The organism is Streptomyces alanosinicus (assembly GCF_014650595.1).
Lineage (GTDB): Bacteria > Actinomycetota > Actinomycetes > Streptomycetales > Streptomycetaceae > Streptomyces > Streptomyces alanosinicus.
On the sequence record NZ_BMVG01000031.1, the window covers coordinates 1 to 21019 of the forward strand.

At 69.6% G+C, this 21019-nt stretch carries 19 protein-coding genes and 2 pseudogenes; 16 read left to right on the forward strand and 5 right to left on the reverse strand.

Annotated features, from left to right (window positions below; translation table 11 throughout):
* Positions 1-59 precede the first annotated feature (59 nt).
* The 3 genes and pseudogenes from IE277_RS35885 to IE277_RS35895 form a co-directional block, all read left to right on the forward strand.
* Positions 60-200 (forward strand): annotated as a pseudogene (locus tag IE277_RS35885) (TerD family protein); the annotation flags it as partial.
* A gap of 264 nt (positions 201-464) precedes the next feature.
* The gene (locus IE277_RS35890; RefSeq protein WP_189957942.1) at positions 465-623 is read left to right on the forward strand and encodes a hypothetical protein; all 159 of its coding nucleotides are present in this window, start codon (positions 465-467) and stop codon (positions 621-623) included.
* Positions 624-853: 230 nt separating this feature from the next.
* Positions 854-1930, forward strand: coding sequence for a site-specific integrase (locus IE277_RS35895; RefSeq protein ID WP_189957943.1), 1077 nt, complete (start codon positions 854-856; stop codon positions 1928-1930).
* On the opposite strand, the gene IE277_RS35900 is transcribed toward IE277_RS35895, so the two are convergent.
* Entirely contained in the window at positions 1925-2539 is a 615-nt protein-coding gene (locus IE277_RS35900; RefSeq protein ID WP_189957944.1) for a hypothetical protein, read from the reverse strand. The genes IE277_RS35895 and IE277_RS35900 overlap by 6 nt on opposite strands.
* Before the next feature lie 250 nt (positions 2540-2789).
* On the opposite strand from IE277_RS35900, the gene IE277_RS48990 reads away from it, so the two are divergent.
* The 5 genes from IE277_RS48990 to IE277_RS35925 are packed head-to-tail and all read left to right on the forward strand — an operon-like array spanning position 2790 to position 11548.
* Positions 2790-4553 (forward strand): DUF2397 family protein, encoded by a 1764-nt coding sequence (locus tag IE277_RS48990; protein WP_189957945.1) that lies wholly within the window; start codon positions 2790-2792, stop codon positions 4551-4553.
* Positions 4550-5788 (forward strand): DUF2398 family protein, encoded by a 1239-nt coding sequence (locus IE277_RS35910; RefSeq protein WP_189957946.1) that lies wholly within the window; start codon positions 4550-4552, stop codon positions 5786-5788. Before IE277_RS48990 ends, IE277_RS35910 begins: the two co-directional genes overlap by 4 nt.
* On the forward strand, positions 5785-9945 hold the full coding sequence (locus IE277_RS35915) for an SbcC/MukB-like Walker B domain-containing protein (protein WP_189957947.1): 4161 nt from the start codon (positions 5785-5787) through the stop codon (positions 9943-9945). The genes IE277_RS35910 and IE277_RS35915 overlap by 4 nt, the downstream gene beginning before the upstream one ends.
* A complete protein-coding gene (locus tag IE277_RS35920) occupies positions 9942-11297 on the forward strand; it encodes a DUF2399 domain-containing protein (protein WP_189957948.1) in 1356 nt (451 codons plus the stop codon). Before IE277_RS35915 ends, IE277_RS35920 begins: the two co-directional genes overlap by 4 nt.
* Entirely contained in the window at positions 11297-11548 is a 252-nt protein-coding gene (locus IE277_RS35925) for a hypothetical protein (RefSeq protein WP_189957949.1), read from the forward strand. The genes IE277_RS35920 and IE277_RS35925 overlap by 1 nt, the downstream gene beginning before the upstream one ends.
* Before the next feature lie 9 nt (positions 11549-11557).
* Here the strand turns inward: IE277_RS35925 and IE277_RS35930 are convergent, their stop codons facing one another.
* Complete coding sequence (locus tag IE277_RS35930; protein ID WP_189957950.1) at positions 11558-12421, reverse strand: 3'-5' exonuclease; 864 nt, start codon at positions 12419-12421, stop codon at positions 11558-11560.
* Positions 12422-13011: 590 nt separating this feature from the next.
* On the opposite strand from IE277_RS35930, the gene IE277_RS35935 reads away from it, so the two are divergent.
* From IE277_RS35935 to IE277_RS35950, 5 genes and pseudogenes are all read left to right on the forward strand, one after another.
* Positions 13012-13494: a hypothetical protein gene (locus tag IE277_RS35935; RefSeq protein ID WP_189957951.1), complete on the forward strand. Its 483-nt coding sequence runs from the start codon at positions 13012-13014 to the stop codon at positions 13492-13494.
* 186 nt (positions 13495-13680) lie between these two features.
* Positions 13681-13878: pseudogene (locus IE277_RS47935) on the forward strand (prepilin peptidase); the annotation flags it as partial.
* A 121-nt stretch (positions 13879-13999) separates the two neighbouring features.
* On the forward strand, positions 14000-14377 hold the full coding sequence (locus tag IE277_RS47940) for a prepilin peptidase (RefSeq protein ID WP_229882212.1): 378 nt from the start codon (positions 14000-14002) through the stop codon (positions 14375-14377).
* Positions 14378-14665: 288 nt separating this feature from the next.
* Positions 14666-15016, forward strand: a complete 351-nt coding sequence (locus IE277_RS35945; protein WP_229882213.1) for an SH3 domain-containing protein — start codon at positions 14666-14668, stop codon at positions 15014-15016.
* A gap of 423 nt (positions 15017-15439) precedes the next feature.
* Complete coding sequence (locus tag IE277_RS35950; protein WP_229882214.1) at positions 15440-16072, forward strand: GNAT family N-acetyltransferase; 633 nt, start codon at positions 15440-15442, stop codon at positions 16070-16072.
* 79 nt (positions 16073-16151) lie between these two features.
* On the opposite strand, the gene IE277_RS35955 is transcribed toward IE277_RS35950, so the two are convergent.
* From IE277_RS35955 to IE277_RS35965, 3 genes are all read right to left on the reverse strand, one after another.
* Positions 16152-16481, reverse strand: a complete 330-nt coding sequence (locus IE277_RS35955; protein ID WP_189957953.1) for a hypothetical protein — start codon at positions 16479-16481, stop codon at positions 16152-16154.
* Between the two features lie 153 nt (positions 16482-16634).
* Positions 16635-16868 carry a DUF397 domain-containing protein gene (locus IE277_RS35960; protein ID WP_189957954.1) on the reverse strand — a complete coding sequence of 78 codons (234 nt, stop codon included), beginning with the start codon at positions 16866-16868 and terminating at the stop codon, positions 16635-16637.
* On the reverse strand, positions 16865-17767 hold the full coding sequence (locus IE277_RS35965) for a helix-turn-helix domain-containing protein (protein ID WP_189957955.1): 903 nt from the start codon (positions 17765-17767) through the stop codon (positions 16865-16867). Before IE277_RS35965 ends, IE277_RS35960 begins: the two co-directional genes overlap by 4 nt.
* Before the next feature lie 187 nt (positions 17768-17954).
* Here IE277_RS35965 and IE277_RS35970 point away from each other — a divergent pair, with 187 nt between their 5' ends.
* From IE277_RS35970 to IE277_RS35980, 3 genes are read left to right on the forward strand one after another with little or no spacing between them, the layout of a single operon-like run.
* The gene (locus IE277_RS35970) at positions 17955-19445 is read left to right on the forward strand and encodes a hypothetical protein (RefSeq protein ID WP_189957956.1); all 1491 of its coding nucleotides are present in this window, start codon (positions 17955-17957) and stop codon (positions 19443-19445) included.
* Between the two features lie 45 nt (positions 19446-19490).
* Positions 19491-20495 (forward strand): asparaginase, encoded by a 1005-nt coding sequence (locus IE277_RS35975; protein WP_189957957.1) that lies wholly within the window; start codon positions 19491-19493, stop codon positions 20493-20495.
* A 31-nt stretch (positions 20496-20526) separates the two neighbouring features.
* Entirely contained in the window at positions 20527-21006 is a 480-nt protein-coding gene (locus tag IE277_RS35980) for a PPC domain-containing DNA-binding protein (RefSeq protein WP_189957958.1), read from the forward strand.
* Positions 21007-21019 lie beyond the last annotated feature (13 nt).

Below are 21019 nucleotides of genomic sequence, written 5' to 3' on the forward strand. Positions count from 1 at the left end.
CCTGCCCAGCCGAAGAACTGATCCACCCACCCCAGCAAGAGCCATCAGAAACGCCCTAGTCCTTCGGCCAGGTCTCCAACGCCTTCATCCGCGTCGTCAACCAGGCCGACGGCCAGGAGCTGTCGCGCTACGAGTGGAGTGAGGACGCCTCCACCGAGACCGCCGTGATCTTCGGCGAGCTGTACCAGTACCAGGGCGAGTGAAAGTTCCGCCCATCTACCTGCATGGGTGCTGCGCGCACCGGAGTACCGGACCCGATGCATGGCCAGGCTCACATCTCCACTAACCGGCCTGGTCAGACCGGGGTTGCGAGCCTAACCCCCACACCAGTCAATCTGGCGCCGCCCTGTCCAAACGGCTCCGCCGCCACGGAAGGGATGGGAAGTGTTTGCGCTCTCCCCCACCATCAACAGCCCGCACCCGGGGCTTGTCCCGGGTGCCCGACCCCTGAGGGGGAACCGCGCATGTCCACGATCGCCCTACTGGTGATCCTGCTCCTGGCCGTCGTCGGTGCGATGCTCGCGGCTGGCCTCGCCTACGTGGTCCGCCGTGACCCGTCCTGGGGCCAGCCGCTGACGGTCGCCTTCGGCGCCGTGGTGGTCCTGGCGACTTGGTCGGAGTGATCGTCACCCGGCGGTGAGCCGTGGCCACCGTGGCCGTGGTCTGGGAGCCGGTGCGGCCCCTGGCCACGGCCCAACAGCCGAACGTCACTCGTCGCTTCGTGCAACCCGGCCTCACCCCGAGAACCGGTTAGGCCACCTGGCAGAGCAGCCCTGACGCAAAGACGGTCCCGCTCGTTACCCGTGTTCTTCCCCTGGGCACGAGGGTGCCCGCGATCCCCGATGAGGAACCGATGGTTGTAAGCGCCGAGCGCCGCGTCAAGCGATATCTGCAATGGTGCGATGAAGCGGGACTCGATCCCTTGCTGGCGTCATCGCTGTTGTTGTTTCTGCAAGATCTCGCCGACCGGCGCCGCCTGAGCAGCACGCTGGAGAGCTACAACGGCACGCTGGCCGGATGGCTACGCGAACAGGGGCATCCCCTGGCGGCTGCTGACCGGCACGCCGTACGGCAGATCAAAGCCCGGCTTGCGGCGGCGGAGGAACTCGAAGACGACTCGGTACCGATGAGAGCTACCCAGGTGACCGAAGTTGACGTGGCGCGGATGGCGGCGGCCTGCGATCGCGACACCGACCGCGGGCGCCGCGACGTCCTCGTCCTGCTGCTGTACCGATACGCCGCTTCCGCTCTCGCGGTCTCCCACCCGCTGCAACTCGACGACGTGCACGATGTCGTACTACGGACGGCAGGCACCCAGACACTTCCTTCTCCCGGGTCCATGACCGCTCTCGAAGTCCGCTGCCGCTCGCTGCGGCCCCACGCCCCCGACCAGGTACTGCGCCTGCCCGCCCATGCCAACCCGCAATTGTGCCCGGTCAGAGCCTGGCAGGAGTGGATGTCCACGCTGCGCGCGGCCGGCGTGGCCGGCGTCGGCCCCCTGTTCCGGCGGATCGACCGGCACGGAACCGTAGCCGGCCATCGGCCCGTGGCCGGCCGCCAGCCCAAAGACCCTGCACAACGCGCCGGAATCAGCCTGCAGACCATCGGCAACATCCTGCGCGACCTGGCCACCGCAGCGGGCCTGAGCCCCCGTCTTCACGCCGACGAACGGCTCGTGCTGAGCACCGTGGCCGGACAGGCCGCCCTGGCCGCCGCCCCGCCCGAGGAGCAGATTCGCGTCGATGCCGCGAGACAAGTACAGCGCCGCCGACTGCGCCGCTCACGTCCCCGGTACACACCCCTCAGCATGCCGGTGAGCGCGTCGTCTCCGGCCTCAGGGATTCCGGCAGATCTACTGCTGCTGTACAGCCGGTACCTTGTCCGTCCTTCAGACGTCCTGGCCGAGGTGGACACCTCTGCCCGATCATGAGCGCCTTGAGACAAAGATCCAGACGAATGCCGAGCCGTATGGCCACCGGGCCACGCCTCCGTCCTGCTCCAGGTGCGCCCAGGTGCGCGATGGCAACGAATCCCCCACCTCCAGAGGGATCTCCATCGGATCCAGCCACGTCCGGGTGTAGACGGGCACCGGGTAGGGGCTCCGGCACCCTACGCTGGTGAATGAGCAGCCAGTGGACTGCCTAGCCACCGCCGGTGTCTCCCACCGCATCAGACCGTCGCACCGTCCGCTCTTCTGATCCGGGTCGACCTCGGCACAATACGGCTGTGGCAGCCGCCCGAGCGCGCGGCCGTTGAGTGCGCGGTCGGCATCCGCAGCCGGGGCCTGGCCAAGCGCCACTGCGGCCACAGCAGCCCGCCCGCTCGCCACCGCCGCGTGGACCATGAGGAAAGAGGCGTGCTGCTCGGCCCGCCATCGCGACGGCAGAGTTCTGTGCTGCTGACCGATCGCGTCCCCGTAGGAGCCGAACCTACCCGACAGGTGTGCCGATCTGGCCTGCACCAGGGCCACAGCGGTCTCCCTGGTCGCCAGCAGGTCCACCAGCTGCCGTTCGGCAACGGCCTGGTGCAGCGAAGCCATGCCTCTCCTCCGCTTCCTGAGGAGCCGTCAGCCCCCACAGCACCACAGCACCACAGCAAGCGGACCTGTCGGGCCGGAGCTCAATACATGTGCTGCTGAGTTGCCCCATTCGCAGGAGCGATCACGGTGACTGGCTCTGAGCCTGGCCCCGTTCCGCGACCGCGGCTCGTGAGGCTCACGGCCAGGTGACGGGTGCCGTCGGTAGAAGGGTCGCCGCCCTGCGGACGGTTCCACCGTCACCTCCGGGCCCGTGGCGCAGCTGCTGCGCGGCGCGGAGGCTCGTTTCCGCCTCTCCGACATCGAGGCCCTTCTTGGCGCCTGCCTGACAGTGACTGGCGCCATCCCCTCGCACTCCGCTCGTGGATCGGGTCTCGCCCGGGTGAAGGCATTGTCAGTGCCCCCACTTAGCCTCACATCCAAACAAATGCCACATAACCCCAGAAAGGTTCAAATGCCCCATATCGTTCCCTTCAGTGGTTCCGGCGACGACAACTGGATCGTCGAGGGGTGGGCCAGGACGAAACTGAAGGCACAGGACCCGACCCGGGCGTTCGGGTACGTCATGAGCACGGTCCGCGAGGAGTACGCGGCGATCATGGACGTGCTGGACCAGGCCGTTGACCACCTGACGCCCGCACAGATCTCGGTGCAGCTCGCAGCGGGAGGAGTCGACCTTCACCCCGTGGTGGTCGCGCAGCGGCTTCGCGCTCTGCGGGATACCTTTCTGGCGGTCTCGGGCCAGCCGGACAACGACATCGAGCGCTGGCAGGAGCTGAACGGCGCACGGTGGCGGTACACCGCGACGGCGCAGGGGCGGCAGGTGCAGCGGCTGTGGACGCTGCTGGCGGCGGAAGGGCTGGTCCAGCGGGAGATTCCGTTGGACGGGCTGGCCCGGATGCGTGAAGCGCTCGCAGCTCTGCAGGAGGAGGATGTGACGCCCGAGGATCTGGTGAAGCTGGCGGGGCAGGCTTTCGTGGAGCACGACCAGCTGGATGCGTCGCTGGTGGGGCAGGCGGACATGCTGGCCCAGCTGGCCGACCGCTTCGACCTGGACGCGGATGGCACGGCCGAGCTCAAGCAGCTCATCGTCGAGTACGCGACCCATGTGGTCGTTCATCTCGACCAGGGGGTGGTGGCCGTCCACACACAGCTAGTGCGGTTGCGGCCTCGGTTCACCGAATTGGCGGCGGCGTGCCGTGCACAGTCCCGGGCGGGTGCCCTGGTCGCGCGAGGGGTGCTTGCTCCTTCGCGCGGGGCGCAAGAGGGGGACTGGGAACAGTTGCTGAGCTGGTTCGCGCCGTCTTCGGGCAGGTGTGCGCGATTCGGGTTGCAGCTGGTGCGGGCGATCCCGATGATGCACGCGAATCTGCGGCGGCAACAGAGTGTGGCGGGGCCGGGGACGTTGCGGGCGAAGGCGCTGTCCCTGGCGGCGGCGTGCCGTGATGCGCGGCGGGGTGAGGCGGTGTTCCGGGCGTCGCTGGCGGACCGGCCGTGGGTGAAGCTGCATACGTGTGCGGAGGGGGAAGGCGGCGGCGAGGTCGTCTCCTGGCATGCGGGGCCGCGGGTTTCCGCACTGGCGATGCTGCGCGCGAGCGGGCAGAGCGGTCCAAGAGGCACGGTGACGCCGCGGCGGGACCGTGCGGAGGCGGCGCGGGAGGTGGCACGGGAGCGGGAGCGGGTCGAGGCGGAGCAGCGGGAGGCTGTGGCCGAGGCACTCGCGGGTGTGTTCCCGCTGTCGGATCGTGCGTGCCGGGTGGCTCTGCGAGCGGTGATGGCGGCTGCTCGGGGCGTGGAGGTGGGCGGCGTCCGTGCCGGGCAGGTGGGCGGGGTGGGCTGCGTACTGACGGCGGTGGAGGGGGCGCTGGGGCGTGTGGACGGGGTGGGGTGGTCGGTGCTGGTCCCGGGGCGGCAGGTCGCCTTCCATCCGGAGGCTGTCACGGGGGCGGCGCGTGCTGCGGAGCTGCGTGGCGCGCGGTCGGACGTGGCGGCGGTGCGCGTGGAGGTGCTGGCATGAGCCTGTCCGGAGGCTGGGGGCAAGGGGAGGACGAGGAAGAGGTCGTCTGGCAGCTGGCCCGGGTGTTGAAGACGCGGGCGTGGCTGGTCGGCGGGCGGGATGACGCGGTCATCGAGGCGGTGTACCGGCATCGCAGTGCGCTGCGCGAGGTACTGGCGGCGGTGGGGTGTGTGCTGGTGGTGGAGCCGGATCTGGTGCGGGTGTACAACCCCGCTCCCCCGCTGTCGGCGCGACTGCCCGAGGGGGACTCCCCCAAGGGGGTGTGGTTCTGGCTCACGGTCAGTGCGCTGGAGTCGTTGCCGGTGAAGGTCAGGCTGGGCCAGGTCGCAGCGGCGGCGCGGGCGGCCGCAGCCGAGATCGAGCTGTCGGTGACGCAGTCGCGCGCGGAGCTGGCGGCGCTCGCGGCCGGCCTTCGGCGGCTGTGCGCGTGCGGTGTGCTGGAGGAGCTGGAGGGCCGCGTCGAGGCGCTGCTGGACGGCGAGGACGACCCTCCGGTACTGCTCAGGGTCCATCACACCCGGCTTCTGTGCGTATTGCCCAGGGATGTGCCCGTTGACGAGTGGGGGCAGTGGGCCATCGACCCGGCCGAGGACCCCGCAGGGTGGCTGGCGGGGCTGGTCCGGCCCGTCGACGCCGGTATCAGGGTGTGCGCGATGCTCGTCGATCAGGCCGTGGTGCACGCCTGTGATCTGGGAGAGGACGAGCTGCAGTGGCTCAGTGACAAGGTCGCCACGGACGGTGCGGCCGTCGCCCGGTCCTTCGGGCTGGCGCTGGAGCACCGGCTGGAGGGGGCGGCGTTCGTGATGCCGCAGGAGACATACGAGGAGCAGGTGATGGGGCCGTTCCGGTTTCCCGGCCGCAGCCGCAGCAGTGCGGGAACGGTGAGGCATGCCGCGCTGCTGCTCATCGACGTGCTGAGCGCCGAGGGTGAGCGGGGCGGGACGGGAGCACCGGGGCCGGGTTGGTGCGGTGCGCCGAAGAGCTGGGTGGTAGGCCGGCTGGGCGAGATGGCCGGGCGACATGCGTGGTGGAGCAAGGACCTGCGGAGCGATCTGCCGCGTCTGGCCGAAGATGTGCGTCAGGTGCTGGAGCCCGAGGCGGATCTGCTGCGGGTGGTGGGCGGCTACGAGGACTGGTGGTGGCTGTCGCCCGCTGGGGCACGGTGGACGGTTCTGCCCGAGGAACAACCGGTGCCCGCAGTGCCCGGTACAGGGGTGAGGGAGGCTGGGCGGTGAATCCGGTGGACGGGATCGAACGCTGGTGGCGGCGCTGGCATCTGATCGGAGCCGGCGTGGACAACGTCTGGTACTACACGCGGGAGGTGCTCACCTGCCCGTCCGGGCGGTGGCTGGCACGTGGTCCCAACGGCACCGGGAAGACGACGCTGCTGGAGGGACTGTGCCCCTATCTGTTGAACCCCGCACACCACCATCTGAGTTCGGCGGCGGGGCGGTCCACGAGTCTGGTGTCGCTGATGAAGGGCGGCAGCAGCGGCAGGCGGCGCTTCGGGTACATGTGGATCAGTTTCGGCCCGCCCGGCGATCCGGCCAGCGGGGATGCGGACGCAGGAGAGCAGCACTACGGGCTGCGCCTGGAGTATGCCCAGAGCAGCAACAGCGTGGAGACGGCTGGCTTCCGGCTGCCGGTCGTCCCGGGGCACGACGGCAGCGACCTGTCCACGATGAGCCTCGACGACTTCCGCGCCTGGGCCGAAGCCCAGGGCGGTGAGGTCTTCGGGTCCACCGAGGCCTACGTAGCGGATCTCGCTCAGCGGGTCTTCGGCTGCGGCCCAGCGGCGCTCAGGCGGATCGCCCGGCAGATCAGGAAAGTCCGCAACCCCGGCCTGCTGACCGGGCTGTCGCCGGCCGACGCCGCCGCCGAGCTGCGCAAGGCACTGCCCACCGTGAGCCCGGAGGTGGTGAAGGCGACCCAGGAGGCGCTCGCCGCGGCGGAGACGACCCGCCGGCGCTTTGAGCGTGACGCGAAATCCGCCCAGCTTCTCGAAGACCTGGCCGCTGCCTGGTCCCACGCCGCCGCCCGGGTCGGCGCACAAGCCGTCGACGCCGCCCTTACCTGCGCCGCCGCGCTGGCCGAAGACCGGGCAGAGGCGGGCCGGGCGCGCATGAACGATCAGGCACGCGCGCGGGACCTCGACGGATTGCGGGCGTCGATCGAGGAACTGACGGCCGCGGAACGGCAGACCGCCGAGCTGGCCAAGGCCCTGGCCAGCGATGCCGCCTCCAGCGACGTGGCTCAAGCCCGCGGCGAGGTCGCACGGTCGGGTTCGGCGCACGAGAAGGACTGCGAGATCCTCACAGTGCGCACGGAGGCGGCGGTGCGCACCGCCGGTGACGTGCAGGACGCGGTGGGCGCCGTGTCGGAGCTGACGGACCGGGTGGCGCGTTCCTGCCGCGCGGCGCTGGTGCCGGTGCCGGTCGCCGTTGCGGTGAGCGTGCGGCTCGACGAGCAGGCGCCTTTGCGTATTGGGGAGCGCGGCTTCGAACAGGCCCCGCGTGTGGACGTGGCGGTCGACGAGTCGGCTGCCGGGCAGTCGGTGGAGCAGCTGCAGCAGGTCTGCGCGCGGCTGGAGCGGCGCGGTGAGGACGCAGCAGCGGTCGCGCTGGCCTACAGGGACGTCGAAGTGGCGCAGGAGGAGAGCGTTCAGGCCCGCCAGCTGGCCGATGCCGCCGCCGGGACGGCGCAGGAGGCCGCTGCTCGCCACCAGGCGACCCTGGAGCACGCCCAGGAGCGGGTCGTGGCCCTGTCGGACCGCGTGCAGGGGTGGGCGCGGGAGGTCCGCGGTCGGTGCCGCACCCCGCACTTGGATGCCGGGGGGATCGCGGGACAGGCTCATGGGTGGGGTGATGGACGGGAGTGTTCCGGCGTGGTTCACGACGCCGGTCGGCTCGCCCGGAAGGTGGCGCTGGAGGCTGATACCAGCAGCCGGCAGGCGCGCACGCGTGCCGAGCGCCACGCCGGCCAGGCCGAGCAGGCGCAGAAGGCCGCCGTTGAAGCGGCCGAGCGGGCGTGGCGTCTGGGTTCGGGGGAGCTGCTGCCGCTGCCGGCTCCCTCCTGGCACGAGGGGGTCGATGAGGAGCGGGCGTTCGCGTGTGCCGTGGAATGGACCTCGCCGGACGCCGGGAGCGGTGCGCTGCGCGATGTGGCCGAGGCGGTGATGGCGGCGGCGGGTCTGCTGTCGGCCGAGGTGACCGAGCTTGGGGCGGACGGGCACGGCCGCTGGCTGGTGCATCCGCACGGCCCGGCGCTGCCCGAGCAGCAGTCGATGGCTGCCGTCCTACGGGCGGTTCCCGGACATCCGCTGCAGGAAGTGACGGCCCGCGTCCTTCAGCGAATCGCATATCTGCCCAGCGCCGTCGGGGCGGAGGCAGACCACATCGCGGCGGGGCTCGTCGTGGGCGCGGACGGCACGTTCCGTGCTGGTGTGATGACCGGGCGGCTCCCGGTGAACGCCGGGCAGGTACCTCAGGCCTCGCACATCGGCGCCGCCGTCCGGCAGGCGGCCGCCCTGCGCGCCGCGGCAGAGGCTCAAGGCGAGTGTGACCACTGGCAGCAGCAGGCCATGCGGCATGCGCGGGCGGCACACCGGATGACCCTGTTCGCTGACACCGTCCAGGAACTAGCCTCCCGGTTCCCCCACGATGCCGTGGCCGACGCAGACCGGGCGGAGACCACCCGGGCCGAGGCATCACGGGCCGCGCACACAGCCGACGCCCATGCCGCACAGCAGGACCGCATCGCCCAGGACAAAGAGAGTTCTCACCGCGCGGCGCTGAGCCGGTGGCGCAATTCGGCCGTGGCGCTGGGACTACCCGACACCATCCTCGCGGTGGAACACGAGGCACAGGACGCGCAGCGGCGCGCTGCGGCCGTGCGCGCTGCCGCCGACGATCTGCAGGGCATCGGCCGCCTCCTCAAGAAGGTCCAGGACGCGGCCGGGCAGGCAGAGGCCGCGTCACAGCAAGTAGCTCAGGCGGTACGGGCGGCCCAGGCCAGTTACGCAGAAGTCCTCGCCGCCCACGCCGCAATGGAGGCCTGCCGGCAGCGCAGCGGGATGGACGAGCTCGCGCTGACGGAAGCGGCCGAAGCCGCCCACAAGGCCCACAACGACACTCAAGAGCGGCTGGCGGAGGCCCGCTCCCGGATGGAGAGCGTCGCAAGCCGGGCAGGAGACGCACGGCGGGCCGCGGACGAAGCGGAGCGCCGGGTGGAGCGAGCAGTGCCTGCGGCACAGAGCCTGCTGGACCGCGTACGCGGGCTCATGGACTTCGAGGCACTGCGGGAACTGCTCGACTGCCCACCCGAAGAGCCGGCCGACGACAACGACGCCAGCGGGTGGCTCACCGAGCTGCGCGGCCGACTGCAGGCCGTGCCGGCCCCGGGCACGCCGCTGGAGGACTGCGCCGCGGCGGTGCGCGCACATCTGGCCAGCGAGGACGACGACTGGCAGCTCGGCCACGGGCAGGCCCCCGACGGGCTTCCCACCCACGAGCTGACGCTGACCGGACACAAGGCGATGTCGCCGCCGGCGGCCGCGCAACACGCTGCCGCCCGTCTCCAAGCGGCTCAGGCCGCCTACGACAGCGCAGAGGACCAGGCTCTGCAGCAGTTCGTCCTCGGTCGCATCCCGACCGCCATCAGCACCGCATGGGTCGATCTCCACACCTGGGTCAAGGACATCAACTCCCAGATGAAGCTCGCCAGAGCATCCTCTGGTCTCCTCGTCCAGCTCAAAGTCCGCCTCGCTCCCGACCTGACGCCCTCGCGTGCGCTCATCCACCAGCTCACCTGCGAGATCGGCGATGCTGACCGCACACCCGAGCAGCAGCACAGCGTCGGCCAGGAACTGCTGGCCGTCATGCGCCACAGCGAGGAAGGCGGAGCTGCCGACCGGGCCACGCGGCTGGCTGAGGCCATCGACATCCGCAACTGGGTCACCGTGCAGTACATGATCGTCCGCGAAGACGGCACGGAAGAGCAGTGGGGCAAGCCACAGACGACGGTCTCCGGCGGCGAGAGCAGGCTGATCGTGCTGGCCCCTATGCTTGCCGCGCTGGCGGCGGAGTACCGCGATCTGCCCGCCCACGCTCTGCGCCTGTGCGCGCTGGACGAAGTACCCGGTGAGGTCGACGAGGCCGGACGGGACGGCATCGCCAAGTACACCGCCAGTCTCGACCTGGACCTGATGTGCACCAGCCACCACTGGGACGGCTCCCCCGGCGCCTGGGACGGCATCGACATCCACGACCTGGCCAAGTCCTCCACCGGCGTCATCATCGCCGAACCCATGCACCTCTACAGCCGCCAGATGCTCACCGCCACGGGGCACCTCCCCGCCCAGAACACCGGCCGGACGATGGAGGTGACCGAGTGAGCACCGCACCAGCCGACTGCTCCCGGGGCTGGTGCCCGGACGGGGCTTGCCACGGCGCCCGGCTGGACTCCCTGCTCACCCCCGAAGCACGGTGGCTGTGGGAACAACTCGCCGCCAGGGCCGACAAACGCGGCGAGCGGTCCATGACCGGCGGCACCACCGTGATCACAGCACCCGAGGGCGCCGGGCAGCGAGCAGCAGTGCTCGGTCTGATCGGCACCCGGATCCTGGCGCCCGGGGAGCGGTGCAGGATCCGGCTGGAGGAGCTGACGCTTCGTCTGCGACGGCACGGTGCCCGGCTCACCCCGGGAGCCGTCGCCGCCCACGCGGTCGGTCGGCCGCTCGGCTCGGCTGTTGCCGAGCGGGCCCGCCAGACAGCCCGCGCAGGCGGGCTGCGGCTGCTTCGGGCGCGCCTTGGCGCGGCCCTGCCCGGCCAGGCCCCGGTGCGGCCGTCGGACGAGGGCTGGGAGGAACTGCACCACACCGGCCGTGTGGCCCGGATCCTGCAGCATCCCGCGCCCGAGGAGTTGCTGAGGAGGGGAGCCGAAGTGTTGCGGCTGCTGCCGGTGCGCGGCTGTGTCGACCGCCGCGTGTTGGCCCACCGGGTAACCGGCGACCCCCACGGGCTGGACGCGGGCAGCGATCTGGCCGGGCTCGTCCTGGCCGAAGCCGCGCTCGCCGGGGTGACCGCCCCCGGCATGCCCCTGCGGGCGGCCTGGAGCCGGCTGCGGGTGGCTCTCGACGCCCTCAGCGGAGGACTCCTCAGCGTCGGCGTCCATCCCAAGGGCTGGACCCTGCCCGCCCGGCATCCCTGCATCCTGCCCCCCTACACCTTGGCGGAGGCCACCTGGCCCGGACCGGACCGCGAGGAGGACTCCTGGGTGTTCGTCACCGAGAACCCTTCGATCACCGCTGCGGCTCTCGCCCTGCCGGCCAACGTCCCAGTGCGGCTGCTGTGCACCGCCGGGACTGTCTCGGCCGTCGAAGTCGACGCTCTCGCCCGCCTCGCGGACAGCGGCTGGCGCATCGCCGTACGCGCAGACTTCGACGCAGCGGGTCTCGCCCTCGTACGGACGGTCCTGGCCGCGGTGCCCCAAGCCGAGGCATGGCACATGACCGCCGACTACTACACCGCCAGCCTGCACCCCTCACCTTTCGAGCCAGTCGCCCTGGCCCCCGACCGTCTCGGCGACACCCCCTGGGATCCATCGCTCGCCGCCAGCATGCGCGCGTGCGGCCAGGCCGCCTACGAAGAAGGCCTCATCGATGAGCTCCTCACCGATCTTCACGAGGGCCGCCCGTCTGCTGGCGCACCGGCTCACGGCCACCCAAGGGCGAACAGGCGCCTGTGATGGCAGCAGACGACCTGCCTGCTGCCGATGAGCCCATGACCATCGCGGCGTGCCTGGGCCGCTGGCCGACCGCCCCGATGCGCACGGAACTCATCCACGGCGTGCTGCTGTTCACCGGCGACTTCGATCAGCGCGATGCCATCACCGCGCAACGGACCTACCCCGGCCGCCGGGTCCTGGTGAACGCCGACGGCAACCTGGAGATCCACCCCGCCGGCCCCGGGCTGCCACGCTCGCTTCTCGACCGGTAGCAAACGTCGCTACACCGCCCAGGCCAGGTGATGCAGGCGCCGCAGCAAGGCCCGGCATTTGTCGACCGCGTCATAGCGGCCGCCGAGGCGCTGGCGACGGTAGTGCGAACCATCAACTGACCACAGTCCTTCGGCCACTGCGGCCGGTCCCATCGCGTCCTCCCAGCGGCTTCGGCCCAGCCAGGCCCGCACCAAAGAGACGTCGGCGTGGTGGCGCAGCAGTTCCCGGGCCAGGACACCGCAGTCGAAGCGGGCGTTGTAGGCGACGCAGCGCCGCCCCGCCACCACACCAGTCAGCTCCGGCAGCAGGTCGGCGAAACGGGGAGCGTGAGCAACCTGGGAGCAGGTGATTCCGTGCAGTTCGCTGGCCGCCGCCGTGATCGGCTCGCGTGGGTCGAGCACCTCATTCACCAGCGTTCGGCCCCTGCCGTCCAGTGCCGCGATCTGCACCGCCCAGGCCTGTGCGCCCAGACCGGCAGTCTGGACATCGATCACCAGCAGCGCCGGATCAGCCAGCACCGTGCGCGCCCAGCGAGCCACCTGCTGCCGCTGACGAAACCAGGAAGACGGCCGGCGCAGCACCCTCACCGCATCATCCAGACTGGGGCACTGCTCCGCCACGGACTGCACGTGCCACAGCCCGTCGTCGTCCGGACGGGCGTGCACCGTGCCGAGGTACCGCTCGTGTTGATAGACCGCCCAGGTCGGCCGCTCGGTATCGCTAGGCCTCACCAGGCTCACCGGCAGCCCGTCGACCAGACGGCCGAACGCATCCCCCCACTCCCCCGCCAGCGCGGCGCACGCTTGGCGGCACCGCCCGCCATCGGCGCGGCAAAGGCCAGCCTCCAGGCACCGCCGCCCCGAGTACTCCATACATCGATCATGCAAATGCGTCGTTCCGCAGTCCTCCATACACCGCGCGACACGCCGGAAGGCTCATCCCCCAAGTCGCTCCCGCCCTAGCCCTACCGGCTCGGACATCGGTCCCAGCAGCACGACCAGCCCCCCCTTCCCCGGCGTGCTCGGTGAGCACGGGCAGAGGCAGCAGCGGGGGGCCGCCCGCGCCCGCGGTGAGCGCGGCAGACACCAGTGGCCCGACCGGAACGTAGGTGAGCGGGTAGCGGCTGACGGACGTCTCCCCGTCCGCGGCCTGCCACACCTCGGCGGTCGGCGAGACGTCGTCGTAGTCGTCACCGTGGCGGGTGCGCATGAACGTGGCCCGATCATGTCGACAGCGTCTCGGTGATGTCGCAAACGGCGGTGCGCCGCTGCAGGCCGATACCGGCCCTGCGCGACGACATGGCCCCCGGCGACGTCCGGGAACCGCCCGGCCACCTCACGCTTCATCCCTCGGCCAGAGAATGAGAGCCGGGTCACAGCCGTAGCGTCCAATCGTGGACAACGGCGTGCACCTCCCGTGGTCATGATCAGATCCTCACCCGCGACCAGGAGGGGCTACCGCTGTGCCGGTCCTGCGCCAGATCACCACATGCACCGCGCCGTCGACCATCGTTGTCGAACGCCGCACCCGAGCACGGGACCGGCCGGTGGACTACCGGCTCGAGGTCTGCCACCGCCACCGGTGGCTGGCGAACAGCTGGACCGGGCGGCGCGGACCCGAAGGCGCCGGCGGCCGGTGCGGCACCGTCACGGACTACCGGCCTTTCGCCGCGATCGTGCAGTCCCATGCCGACCTGTGGCTCAAGGCGTTAACCACGAACGGTCCCGAGGACCACGACGGCGACCTCGCAGCCGCGCTCCGCGCGGGATTCGAGTGGCTGACCACGTACCGGGAGCCGACCGGCGTGGCGATGGCACTGGAACACGCGGCCCGGGTCGCCGAGGCGACCGCGGCCGGCACCCTGCAGCCGGCCGAGGGCCAGGTGCAGGTCCTGGCCGTGCTCAGCTTGGCGGAGACGCTCGACGCCAGCTCACGGGGAGCATGAGCCAGCGCCCTACGACGGCAAGGACCCCCTCAGGTTCCGTCGGGGCACCGCCCGGGCTCGGTACTCACCGGGCGCAGCAGCGGGGCTTCATGGAGGCGGGCCGACGGGAGTCGTCGCGGCGGGTCGTAAGGTCGAAGCCGACCGGCCCGACACAAGGAGGCCGGGCTGTGCGCGTAGGAGTCTCGGTTGTCCGCCCTCAGCGTTGCCCTGACCGCCGCCGTCGGAGCCCTGACCGGTGCCGCAGCACGCCCGCTGGTCTTCGCACGCTCGGTCCCGGCGCCCGCGTCCGCACGCAGCCACTGCCCGCACTGCAACAGCTCCATCCTCCGAGGCCGGCTGCCCGTACTGCCCGTCTCCGGACGCTGCCCGGCGTGCACACAGGCGATCGGGCCGCACACCCTCGCACCGGAGGCGGCCGCCGCCGCCGCGTTCGCCGCGGTCGCAGCGGGCGGGGCGAACGGCTGGTTCGCCGCCGCCCAGTACTGGGTCGCTGATCGACCTCGCTGTGCAACGGCTCCCCAACGTGCTCACCCTCCCCGCCGGCGGCGGGACGCTGATCCTGCTCACCGCGGCCGCGCTGGCGGGCGAGCCCGGAAGCCTGGGCCGCGCCGCGGCCGCCGCGGCCGTGCTCACCGCCGTCTTCCTCCTCATGGCGTTCACTGGCGCCATGGGTCTGGGAGACGTCAAGCTCGCACCGGCCATCGGAGCGCTCCTGGGCTGGAGCAGCTGGACGGCCCTGTTCTGGGGAGCAGGCGCGGGCTTCGTCGTCGGCGCGGTGTCGGAGGTGGCGCGGATGGCAGTCGGCCGCGCCCGCCGCACGCACGTCTCCTTCGGCCCCTACATGGTCATCGGGGCCCTCGTCGTCTCCGTCACCGCGGCATGACCGTCGCCTTGGATTGCCGGAAACCTCGCTTCCTGTAATTCGTCTTCCTGCGTACCGTTTTCCGGAACGTCCCATACCTGACCACGCCGTTCCGGAATCCCGTTTCACGGAATAAACCGAGCCTGGTCAACTCCCCTGCGCAGACAGAAGATCGAATCCGGAACGAAGACGAACCTGTCGCGTTCCTGACTTTCTTCGCCGCCTTCACCACACCGCATCACTGGTGAAGAAGCCTTGCGCAGGCCCGCGCGAGCGAATTCTGGCCGACGACCCCAGGAAGAGCCGCACATGAACACCCTCACCCGCCGCGTCGCGACCGTGGCATCCACCGGCGCGCTGCTCGTCGGCGGCGCCATCGCCACCGCCTCCACCGCCAGCGCCGCAGGCACGGTCGGCGGCAGCGCCTGCACGAGCAAGGCCCAGATCCACTCGTGGGTCGAGACCGCCTCGGCACTCAAGATCCGCACCGGCCCGGGCGCCGGATACAGCGCCACCGGCCAGCTCCCGAAGATGACCGGCGTCTGGTGGTCCTGCAACAAGGGCTCATGGGCCTACGTCAAGGTCGAGCGCGGAGCGCACAAGGGCGAGTGGGGCTGGGTGGCCAACCAGTACCTCGCGGTGCCCATGCAGACCGACTGACGAGGCTGCCCACAAAGGCACTGGGTCTGGGCGACCGCTCACGTCGCGCCCACGTCCTGTCGACGGAGCGCAGCGTCACAGGAAACCTCACCCAGTCCCGGCCTCCAACGCCTGAGCCGTCACCCTGTACAGGCTCAGGACGACGCGACGGCGGCCCGGCCCCCTGGGACCCGGGCCGCCGTCGGCGTACCCGGCCCCGCCCCGCCGCATCCCGCCACACACCGCTCCGGCACCCAGCACCCAGCACCCAGCACCCAGCACCCAGCACCCAGCACCGATAGGGTTGCACCTGCCAGGCAGCAGACGTCTATGGTTCAGACCAGGACACCAGACTGCCGACCGCTCACTGACGAGCGCACAGGAGCGGACCGCATGCTCGTAATGCGCCCAGCCACGCCGGAGGACCAACCCGGCCTCGCCGCCATGATCCAGGCCCGCTCCGACTGGATGAAAGCCAAGCAGCTCCCGAGCTGGCACAGCTGGGGACTGCACGTCCGCGAGCTGGCCAGCAACTGCACGCGGCACCCGAGCGAGATGTGGGTTCTTGCCGAGGAGGGTGAACGGATCCTCGGCTGCACCACGATCCTTAGGACCGCGGCGCCCTGGGCCTGGACCACAGGCGAAGCTGCGGACACCGCCTTCTACCTCAACGGCACCGTCACCGACCCCGCCGAACGCCACCGCAAACTCGGCACGCTCATCGCCGACTGGGCCGTCGACCGCGTTGCCCGCGAAGACATCAGCCGCGTCCGCCGCGACTGCAGCTCCCCAGCCCTCGCCTCGTACTACCAACAGCAGCACTTCCAGCTCGTTCGCAAGTTGTCTCCCTCCGAAGGCCAGCCCACGTACGCCTTGGAACGCAAGGCAGAGCGCATTCCCGAGGTCGCCAACTGCCTGGTCTCCGGCAATTCGAGTCCAGGACCCGTCGGAAGGCCGAGGACGCCGGTGCCCGGGAATACGAGATCGAATGTCGCGGAAGCCACACCCTCCGAGGACATACCAATCCAGTCCGCGCCGGGCAGGGACTGGGACCGGACTGGGTTGGCTGTCGACTGACAGCGGGACGGTGAATACGCATCCGAAGCAGCCCAGTTGGGTACGGTCTGGCCGGAGGGCGTTCCCATTCGACCACTGTTCACGCCACAGCCTGCCACCGCCATGGACGTGGCCCTTGCAGGCCCCCTACGCACTCAAGGCGATAGCGAGCCTGGGCAAGCATGTCTGGATCTTGGCCCGCAATCTGGAGGGCAAAGGTCACGAGGCGCAGCTCCCGGATGCCACGAAGGGTGGGATAGCCTGGCCACTTCCTGACGTCGTAGCCGTACAACTCGCAATAGGCCGCATACTGCTCATCCGACACCGTGCCGAAGGTGTCATAAGCGACAGCGGTCGATGTCAGGTCCCACTCGGGCGGTCCGAGCGACGTGCGTTCGAAGTCCATGAGGAGCGTCGCCTCGTCAGTCACGGCGCAGTTGCCATGCGTCTCCGTGGATGGCCGCTGTAGGGAGTCCAGGGGGAACCGCACACAGATGTGTGCGGCGGATGCGTGGGGAACCATGAGACGGGTCGGCCCCAGTCGCCTTGGGGCCGACCCGTCGACCATTGCCTCAGCCAGAGGTCAGAGGTCGAGCAGGAAGTCGAAGTCGTTGTCCTTCGCGCCCATCAGCCAGGCTTTGGCCTCGTCCGTCGTGAAGACGTGCGGAAGCCGGGCAGGGTTCTGGGAATCGCCGACCAGGACGTAGCCGTTCTGCACGCCGACCCGGATGCAGTTTCCACCGCCTCCGCTGTACTTGGAGACTGTCCACTCGACGTTGTCGAGGTCGAAAGAGGACGGGTCGGGCTTCGCTGTCACTGTTGCAGCTCCTTGATCATCTTCTTGAGGCGTACGCGCGACTCGGTGGGCTCCAATGCCCGCTCCCACAGATTCGTGAAAGCCTCGGTGTAGCGCTGCACATCCGCCTCTCCGTCGTAGTACACCGAGCTGACCATGGTTTCCGCCCACACAACCGCGCGGGCGGCTTCTGGGAAGCGCATAACAACGAACGGCCCCGCCTTCCCCGGATGGAGTCCGACCGTGTCCGGGAGAATCCGGATCTCCTGGCTCGTCTTCTCGGATTCCTCAATGAGCCGCTCCAACTGCACCTGCATTACTGCTGGGTCGCCGACGTCGAGGTGGAGCGCCTCCTCGTCGATGAGGGCTCGGAAGTCCTGTAGCGCCCAGTCGGCGACCTTCCGCTGCCGGTCCACACGAACATCGGCGAGCGCCTTCACCTCGGCGAGACGGAGCTCGGGGCGCATGCCAGCAATTACGGCTCGGGCGTATTCCGGAGTCTGGAACAGTCCCGGGATGAGTGCTCGCTCGTAGTTGAGGATGGCGGTGGCTCTCCGCTCCATCTTCAGGAAGCCCTCGAACTGCATCGGTCCGAGCAGTGCGGCGTTGCGTCGCCACAGTGCTGGTCGCGGCCGTCCGGCCGGAGTGGTGTCGGCGCTGAGAAGCTGGAGGATCTCGGCACGTTCGGTGGAGTCGGCGTCATAGCAGTCGAGGAGAGCCTCGGCGAGGTCACGGGAGACGCGACGTCGTTGGCCTTGCTCGAGCCTGCTCAGCCCGCTCGTGTCGATCCTGATGCCACGGTCTCGTAGCACGCCGGCCACGTGGCTTTGCGTCAGGTCGCGGCGTTTCCGCAACTCCTCAAGACGGGCGCCTACTTCGCTGAGAGTCAGCGACCAAGGCACCTGGTTCACTTCCGGCATGGTGGCCAGTGTGACGGTTCGTCGGGACCGATACAACCAATCCGCCGAGCAATTTGCTCAGTCATGTTGCTAACAACACACCCGGAGGAGCATCCTGGCCGGGATCACGAAGTGTGCAGCCTGCGTCGCCCCGCGTGGTGGCCTTCTGCTGCTCTGCTGCCCATACTCACCCAGGGAGGGCCGCGCGATGCGCCGGACGCTGTTCAGCCTCCTGCTCCAGGAGCGCCAGCTTCTCCGCTGGGAAGCGTTCTGCGTCCACTTTGCGGCGTCGACAAGGGAGTTGGCTCATGAGTCGGGAAACCGCCGCCTGGCCTCTGTGACTGTAGGACGCACAACCTTCGACCGCTGGTCATCCGGAACGTGGTTCGGCCGGCCCCGAGGCGAGGCGGCACAGGTCCTTGAGCGCATGTTCGGGCACACAGTCGATGTGCTATTCAGCCCGGCGGACGGCTCTGACTCTATTGCGAAGCCGATCACTGAAGCCGCCGAACGGATCGCTTCGCGGTGGACCACCTCGCGTCTCCTTCTTCCTGCCGACGCCCTGGTAGGAACTTGGGAGCTGTCTGGCCGGCAGAATCTGGACGGCACCAGCGCCGCGGTGCACTTCCTTCCTGTCGCTCGATGCGGTGATGACACGGGTGCCTGGGACATGAACGCGGATGGACTCCACGAACTCGAGCGGTTCTTACGGCCGGCGCGCCGGGGCTTCCTCGTGGGAGTTGAGAACAGGGACAACGACCCGCAGTTCTACGTCCGCGACGCTGGCCCAGCACGTAGGGCGGCAAGCTCAGGCATGTCTACGGCGGGGATGACGATCCCCTCGGCTTACCTCCTGGATGACCTCACCTACGGCATCCTTTGGTCCCTCACGCAGCTCGATGACGGGTTGCTGGCCGACGACCAGGCACTTGATGCGGAGCAGCGCCTCCTCAGCACCTACCTTGCCCTGCCGAGATCGGCACCCAGCAGAATGTTCGTGGACCTGACCTCGGTCGGCACGAGCTGGGTGGGTTCGGCGTTCTGTGCCCAGCACATTCAGCATCAGCTCGCCGACGCCACCACGGTGCCGACCTTCTGGACCCGGGAACAGAGCGGAGAGGAAGCTGCGCCGTGGCTGTTCTTCCAGCATAAGATCGAGTACCTGCGAGCGCTGAATCGCTTCCACAGCACGGCATCGCCGACCACCCGTGTGTTCTGCCTCCCGAACGCCACCGTGACTCGTTCCGAGCGGTACGAACGAATCCTCCTGCTCCTGGCCATCGCCCTGATGGAGCACTTCGGCATCCGCGTGCGGGTGATACCGAAGCCGGAGTACTCGGACGTGGACGGCGTGGCCCTGGTGCCCGGCCAAAGGGCCGTCGTTGCGAACTGGGTGCGAGTCCACGGTGAGGTGCTGTGGGCCGCCAGTACCACTACCAGCCGCGGGGATCTGCGCACGTACGCCGAGGTGTTCGGCGACGCTCAAGATGAAGATCTCTTGGTGGGCACCGACACGGAAGGGCGGCTGCGGTCGCTCGCGGACTATCTCGACATCGACTGGGCATGGCTGACCTCGCGCTGCCGCTCCCTGGGCGAGCACGGCGTGGCCGACCTGGTCCGGCCCCGAAGCAGACTGCTCACCGTCGAGGCAGTCGACGAGGCCCTCGCCTTCCTCGGCGCACTCGCACCAGACCGCTGAACCCGCTTCCTTGCCTCGGCATCCACACTCTCCGAAAGGCCCTCTGTGAACTCCGCTGACCCCACCTTGAACCGCAAACTCCTGGTGCTGACCCTGGGTGGAACGATCGCCATGACGCACACTGGCGCAAGCGTCAGCGGCGTCGTGCCGAACCTGACGGGGGCCGATCTCGTGGCCGCCGTGCCGGGCCTTCGGGAGGTCGCGGAGATCGTCGTTGAGGACTTCCGGCAGATGCCCGGCGCCTCGCTGACGATCAACGACATCGTCAGCCTCGTTCAGCGGCTCGCCCAGGCCGACCACGAGGGCTTCCACGGCGTCGTCGTCACTCAGGGCACCGACACCCTTGAGGAAACCGCGTACCTGACCGACCTCTACTACCAGGGCTCCGCTCCCGTGGTGTTCACCGGGGCCATGCGAACGGCGGCTGCGGCTGGGGCTGACGGCCCGGCAAATCTCCTGGCCTCAGCACAAACGGCCGTCGCCAGCGAGGTGCGGGGGATGGGAGTGCTCGTCGTCCTGAGCGATGAGATCCACGCCGCGCGTCATGTCCGCAAGATGCACACCACGAGCACCGGCGCGTTCGCCTCACCTCAGACCGGGCCCGTCGGATACGTGGAGGAGGGGAATCCGCACGTCCGAGGCATCCTCGCACCGGTCCCGCCCGTCCCCCGGCCCAGTTCTCAGCTGCCCCGCGTGGAGCTCGTCACCGCCACGCTGGGCAGCGACGGCCTCCTTCTCGACGGGCTTGAGGACAAGCTCGACGGACTGGTGATCGCCGCTTTTGGCGTGGGCCACGTCCCGGAGAGCTGGTGTGCCCGCCTTGAGGCGCTGGCCGACAGGATGCCGGTCGTTCTCGCCTCTCGCATCGGGGCGGGCCCGATCCTGAACAGCACCTATGCCTTTCCCGGCTCGGAGAGCGATCTGCGGAGCCGCGGACTCATCGGTGCTGGCACGCTCGATCCGTACAAGGCACGCCTGCTCCTCGGCGCACTCCTCGCCGCGGGCTCGTCCCGCTCCGAGATCGCGAAGGCCTTCCGCGAGCGTCACTGATCCGCCCGACCAGACAAGGACCGACCACACCATGCGTTCCACCCTCATCAACACCGGCAGAACCTTCATGCTCGCGCTCGACCACGGCGAGGACTTCTTCACGGGCCTCACCGCGTTCTGCTCGGAACAGGGCATCCGCGCAGGCTTCATCCCGTCCTTCGTCGGCGGGTTCAGCACAGCCCGGCTGGTTGGATCCTGCACGCCTCTGGCCAACCCCGAAGCCCCGCTTTGGGAAGAAATCACGGTGGAGACACTCGAAGCGCTCGGGGGCGGAACGCTCGCGTGGGACACCGAAGAAGAGCACCTTGCTCCCCACATCCATGTCGCCGCCGGCCTCAAGGGCGACTCCGCTCACGGACGGGTCTCTCACCTGCTGGACGCGACCGTGCAGTTCATCTGCGAGATTCCCATCATCGAGGTGCTCGGAAGCGAGAACAGGCCTGGACTGACGCGCCGTCGAGCCGCGGAACTGTACGACGTCCCGCTTCTCGGCTTCGGCACCGGCCTCTGAGTCTCGGAGGCAG

Bases quoted from the DNA above. Each gene is read 5' to 3' on its own strand.
- IE277_RS35925 (WP_189957949.1), top strand. From the start codon at position 11,297: ATGGCAGCAGACGACCTGCCTGCTGCCGATGAGCCCATGACCATCGCG.
- IE277_RS35895 (WP_189957943.1), top strand. From the start codon at position 854: ATGGTTGTAAGCGCCGAGCGCCGCGTCAAGCGATATCTGCAATGGTGC.
- IE277_RS35930 (WP_189957950.1), bottom strand. From the start codon at position 12,421: ATGGAGTACTCGGGGCGGCGGTGCCTGGAGGCTGGCCTTTGCCGCGCC.
- IE277_RS35970 (WP_189957956.1), top strand. From the start codon at position 17,955: ATGCGCCGGACGCTGTTCAGCCTCCTGCTCCAGGAGCGCCAGCTTCTC.
- IE277_RS35950 (WP_229882214.1), top strand. From the start codon at position 15,440: ATGATCCAGGCCCGCTCCGACTGGATGAAAGCCAAGCAGCTCCCGAGC.
- IE277_RS35965 (WP_189957955.1), bottom strand. From the start codon at position 17,767: ATGCCGGAAGTGAACCAGGTGCCTTGGTCGCTGACTCTCAGCGAAGTA.
- IE277_RS35890 (WP_189957942.1), top strand. From the start codon at position 465: ATGTCCACGATCGCCCTACTGGTGATCCTGCTCCTGGCCGTCGTCGGT.
- IE277_RS35945 (WP_229882213.1), top strand. From the start codon at position 14,666: ATGAACACCCTCACCCGCCGCGTCGCGACCGTGGCATCCACCGGCGCG.
- IE277_RS35910 (WP_189957946.1), top strand. From the start codon at position 4,550: ATGAGCCTGTCCGGAGGCTGGGGGCAAGGGGAGGACGAGGAAGAGGTC.
- IE277_RS35900 (WP_189957944.1), bottom strand. From the start codon at position 2,539: ATGGCTTCGCTGCACCAGGCCGTTGCCGAACGGCAGCTGGTGGACCTG.
- IE277_RS35980 (WP_189957958.1), top strand. From the start codon at position 20,527: ATGCGTTCCACCCTCATCAACACCGGCAGAACCTTCATGCTCGCGCTC.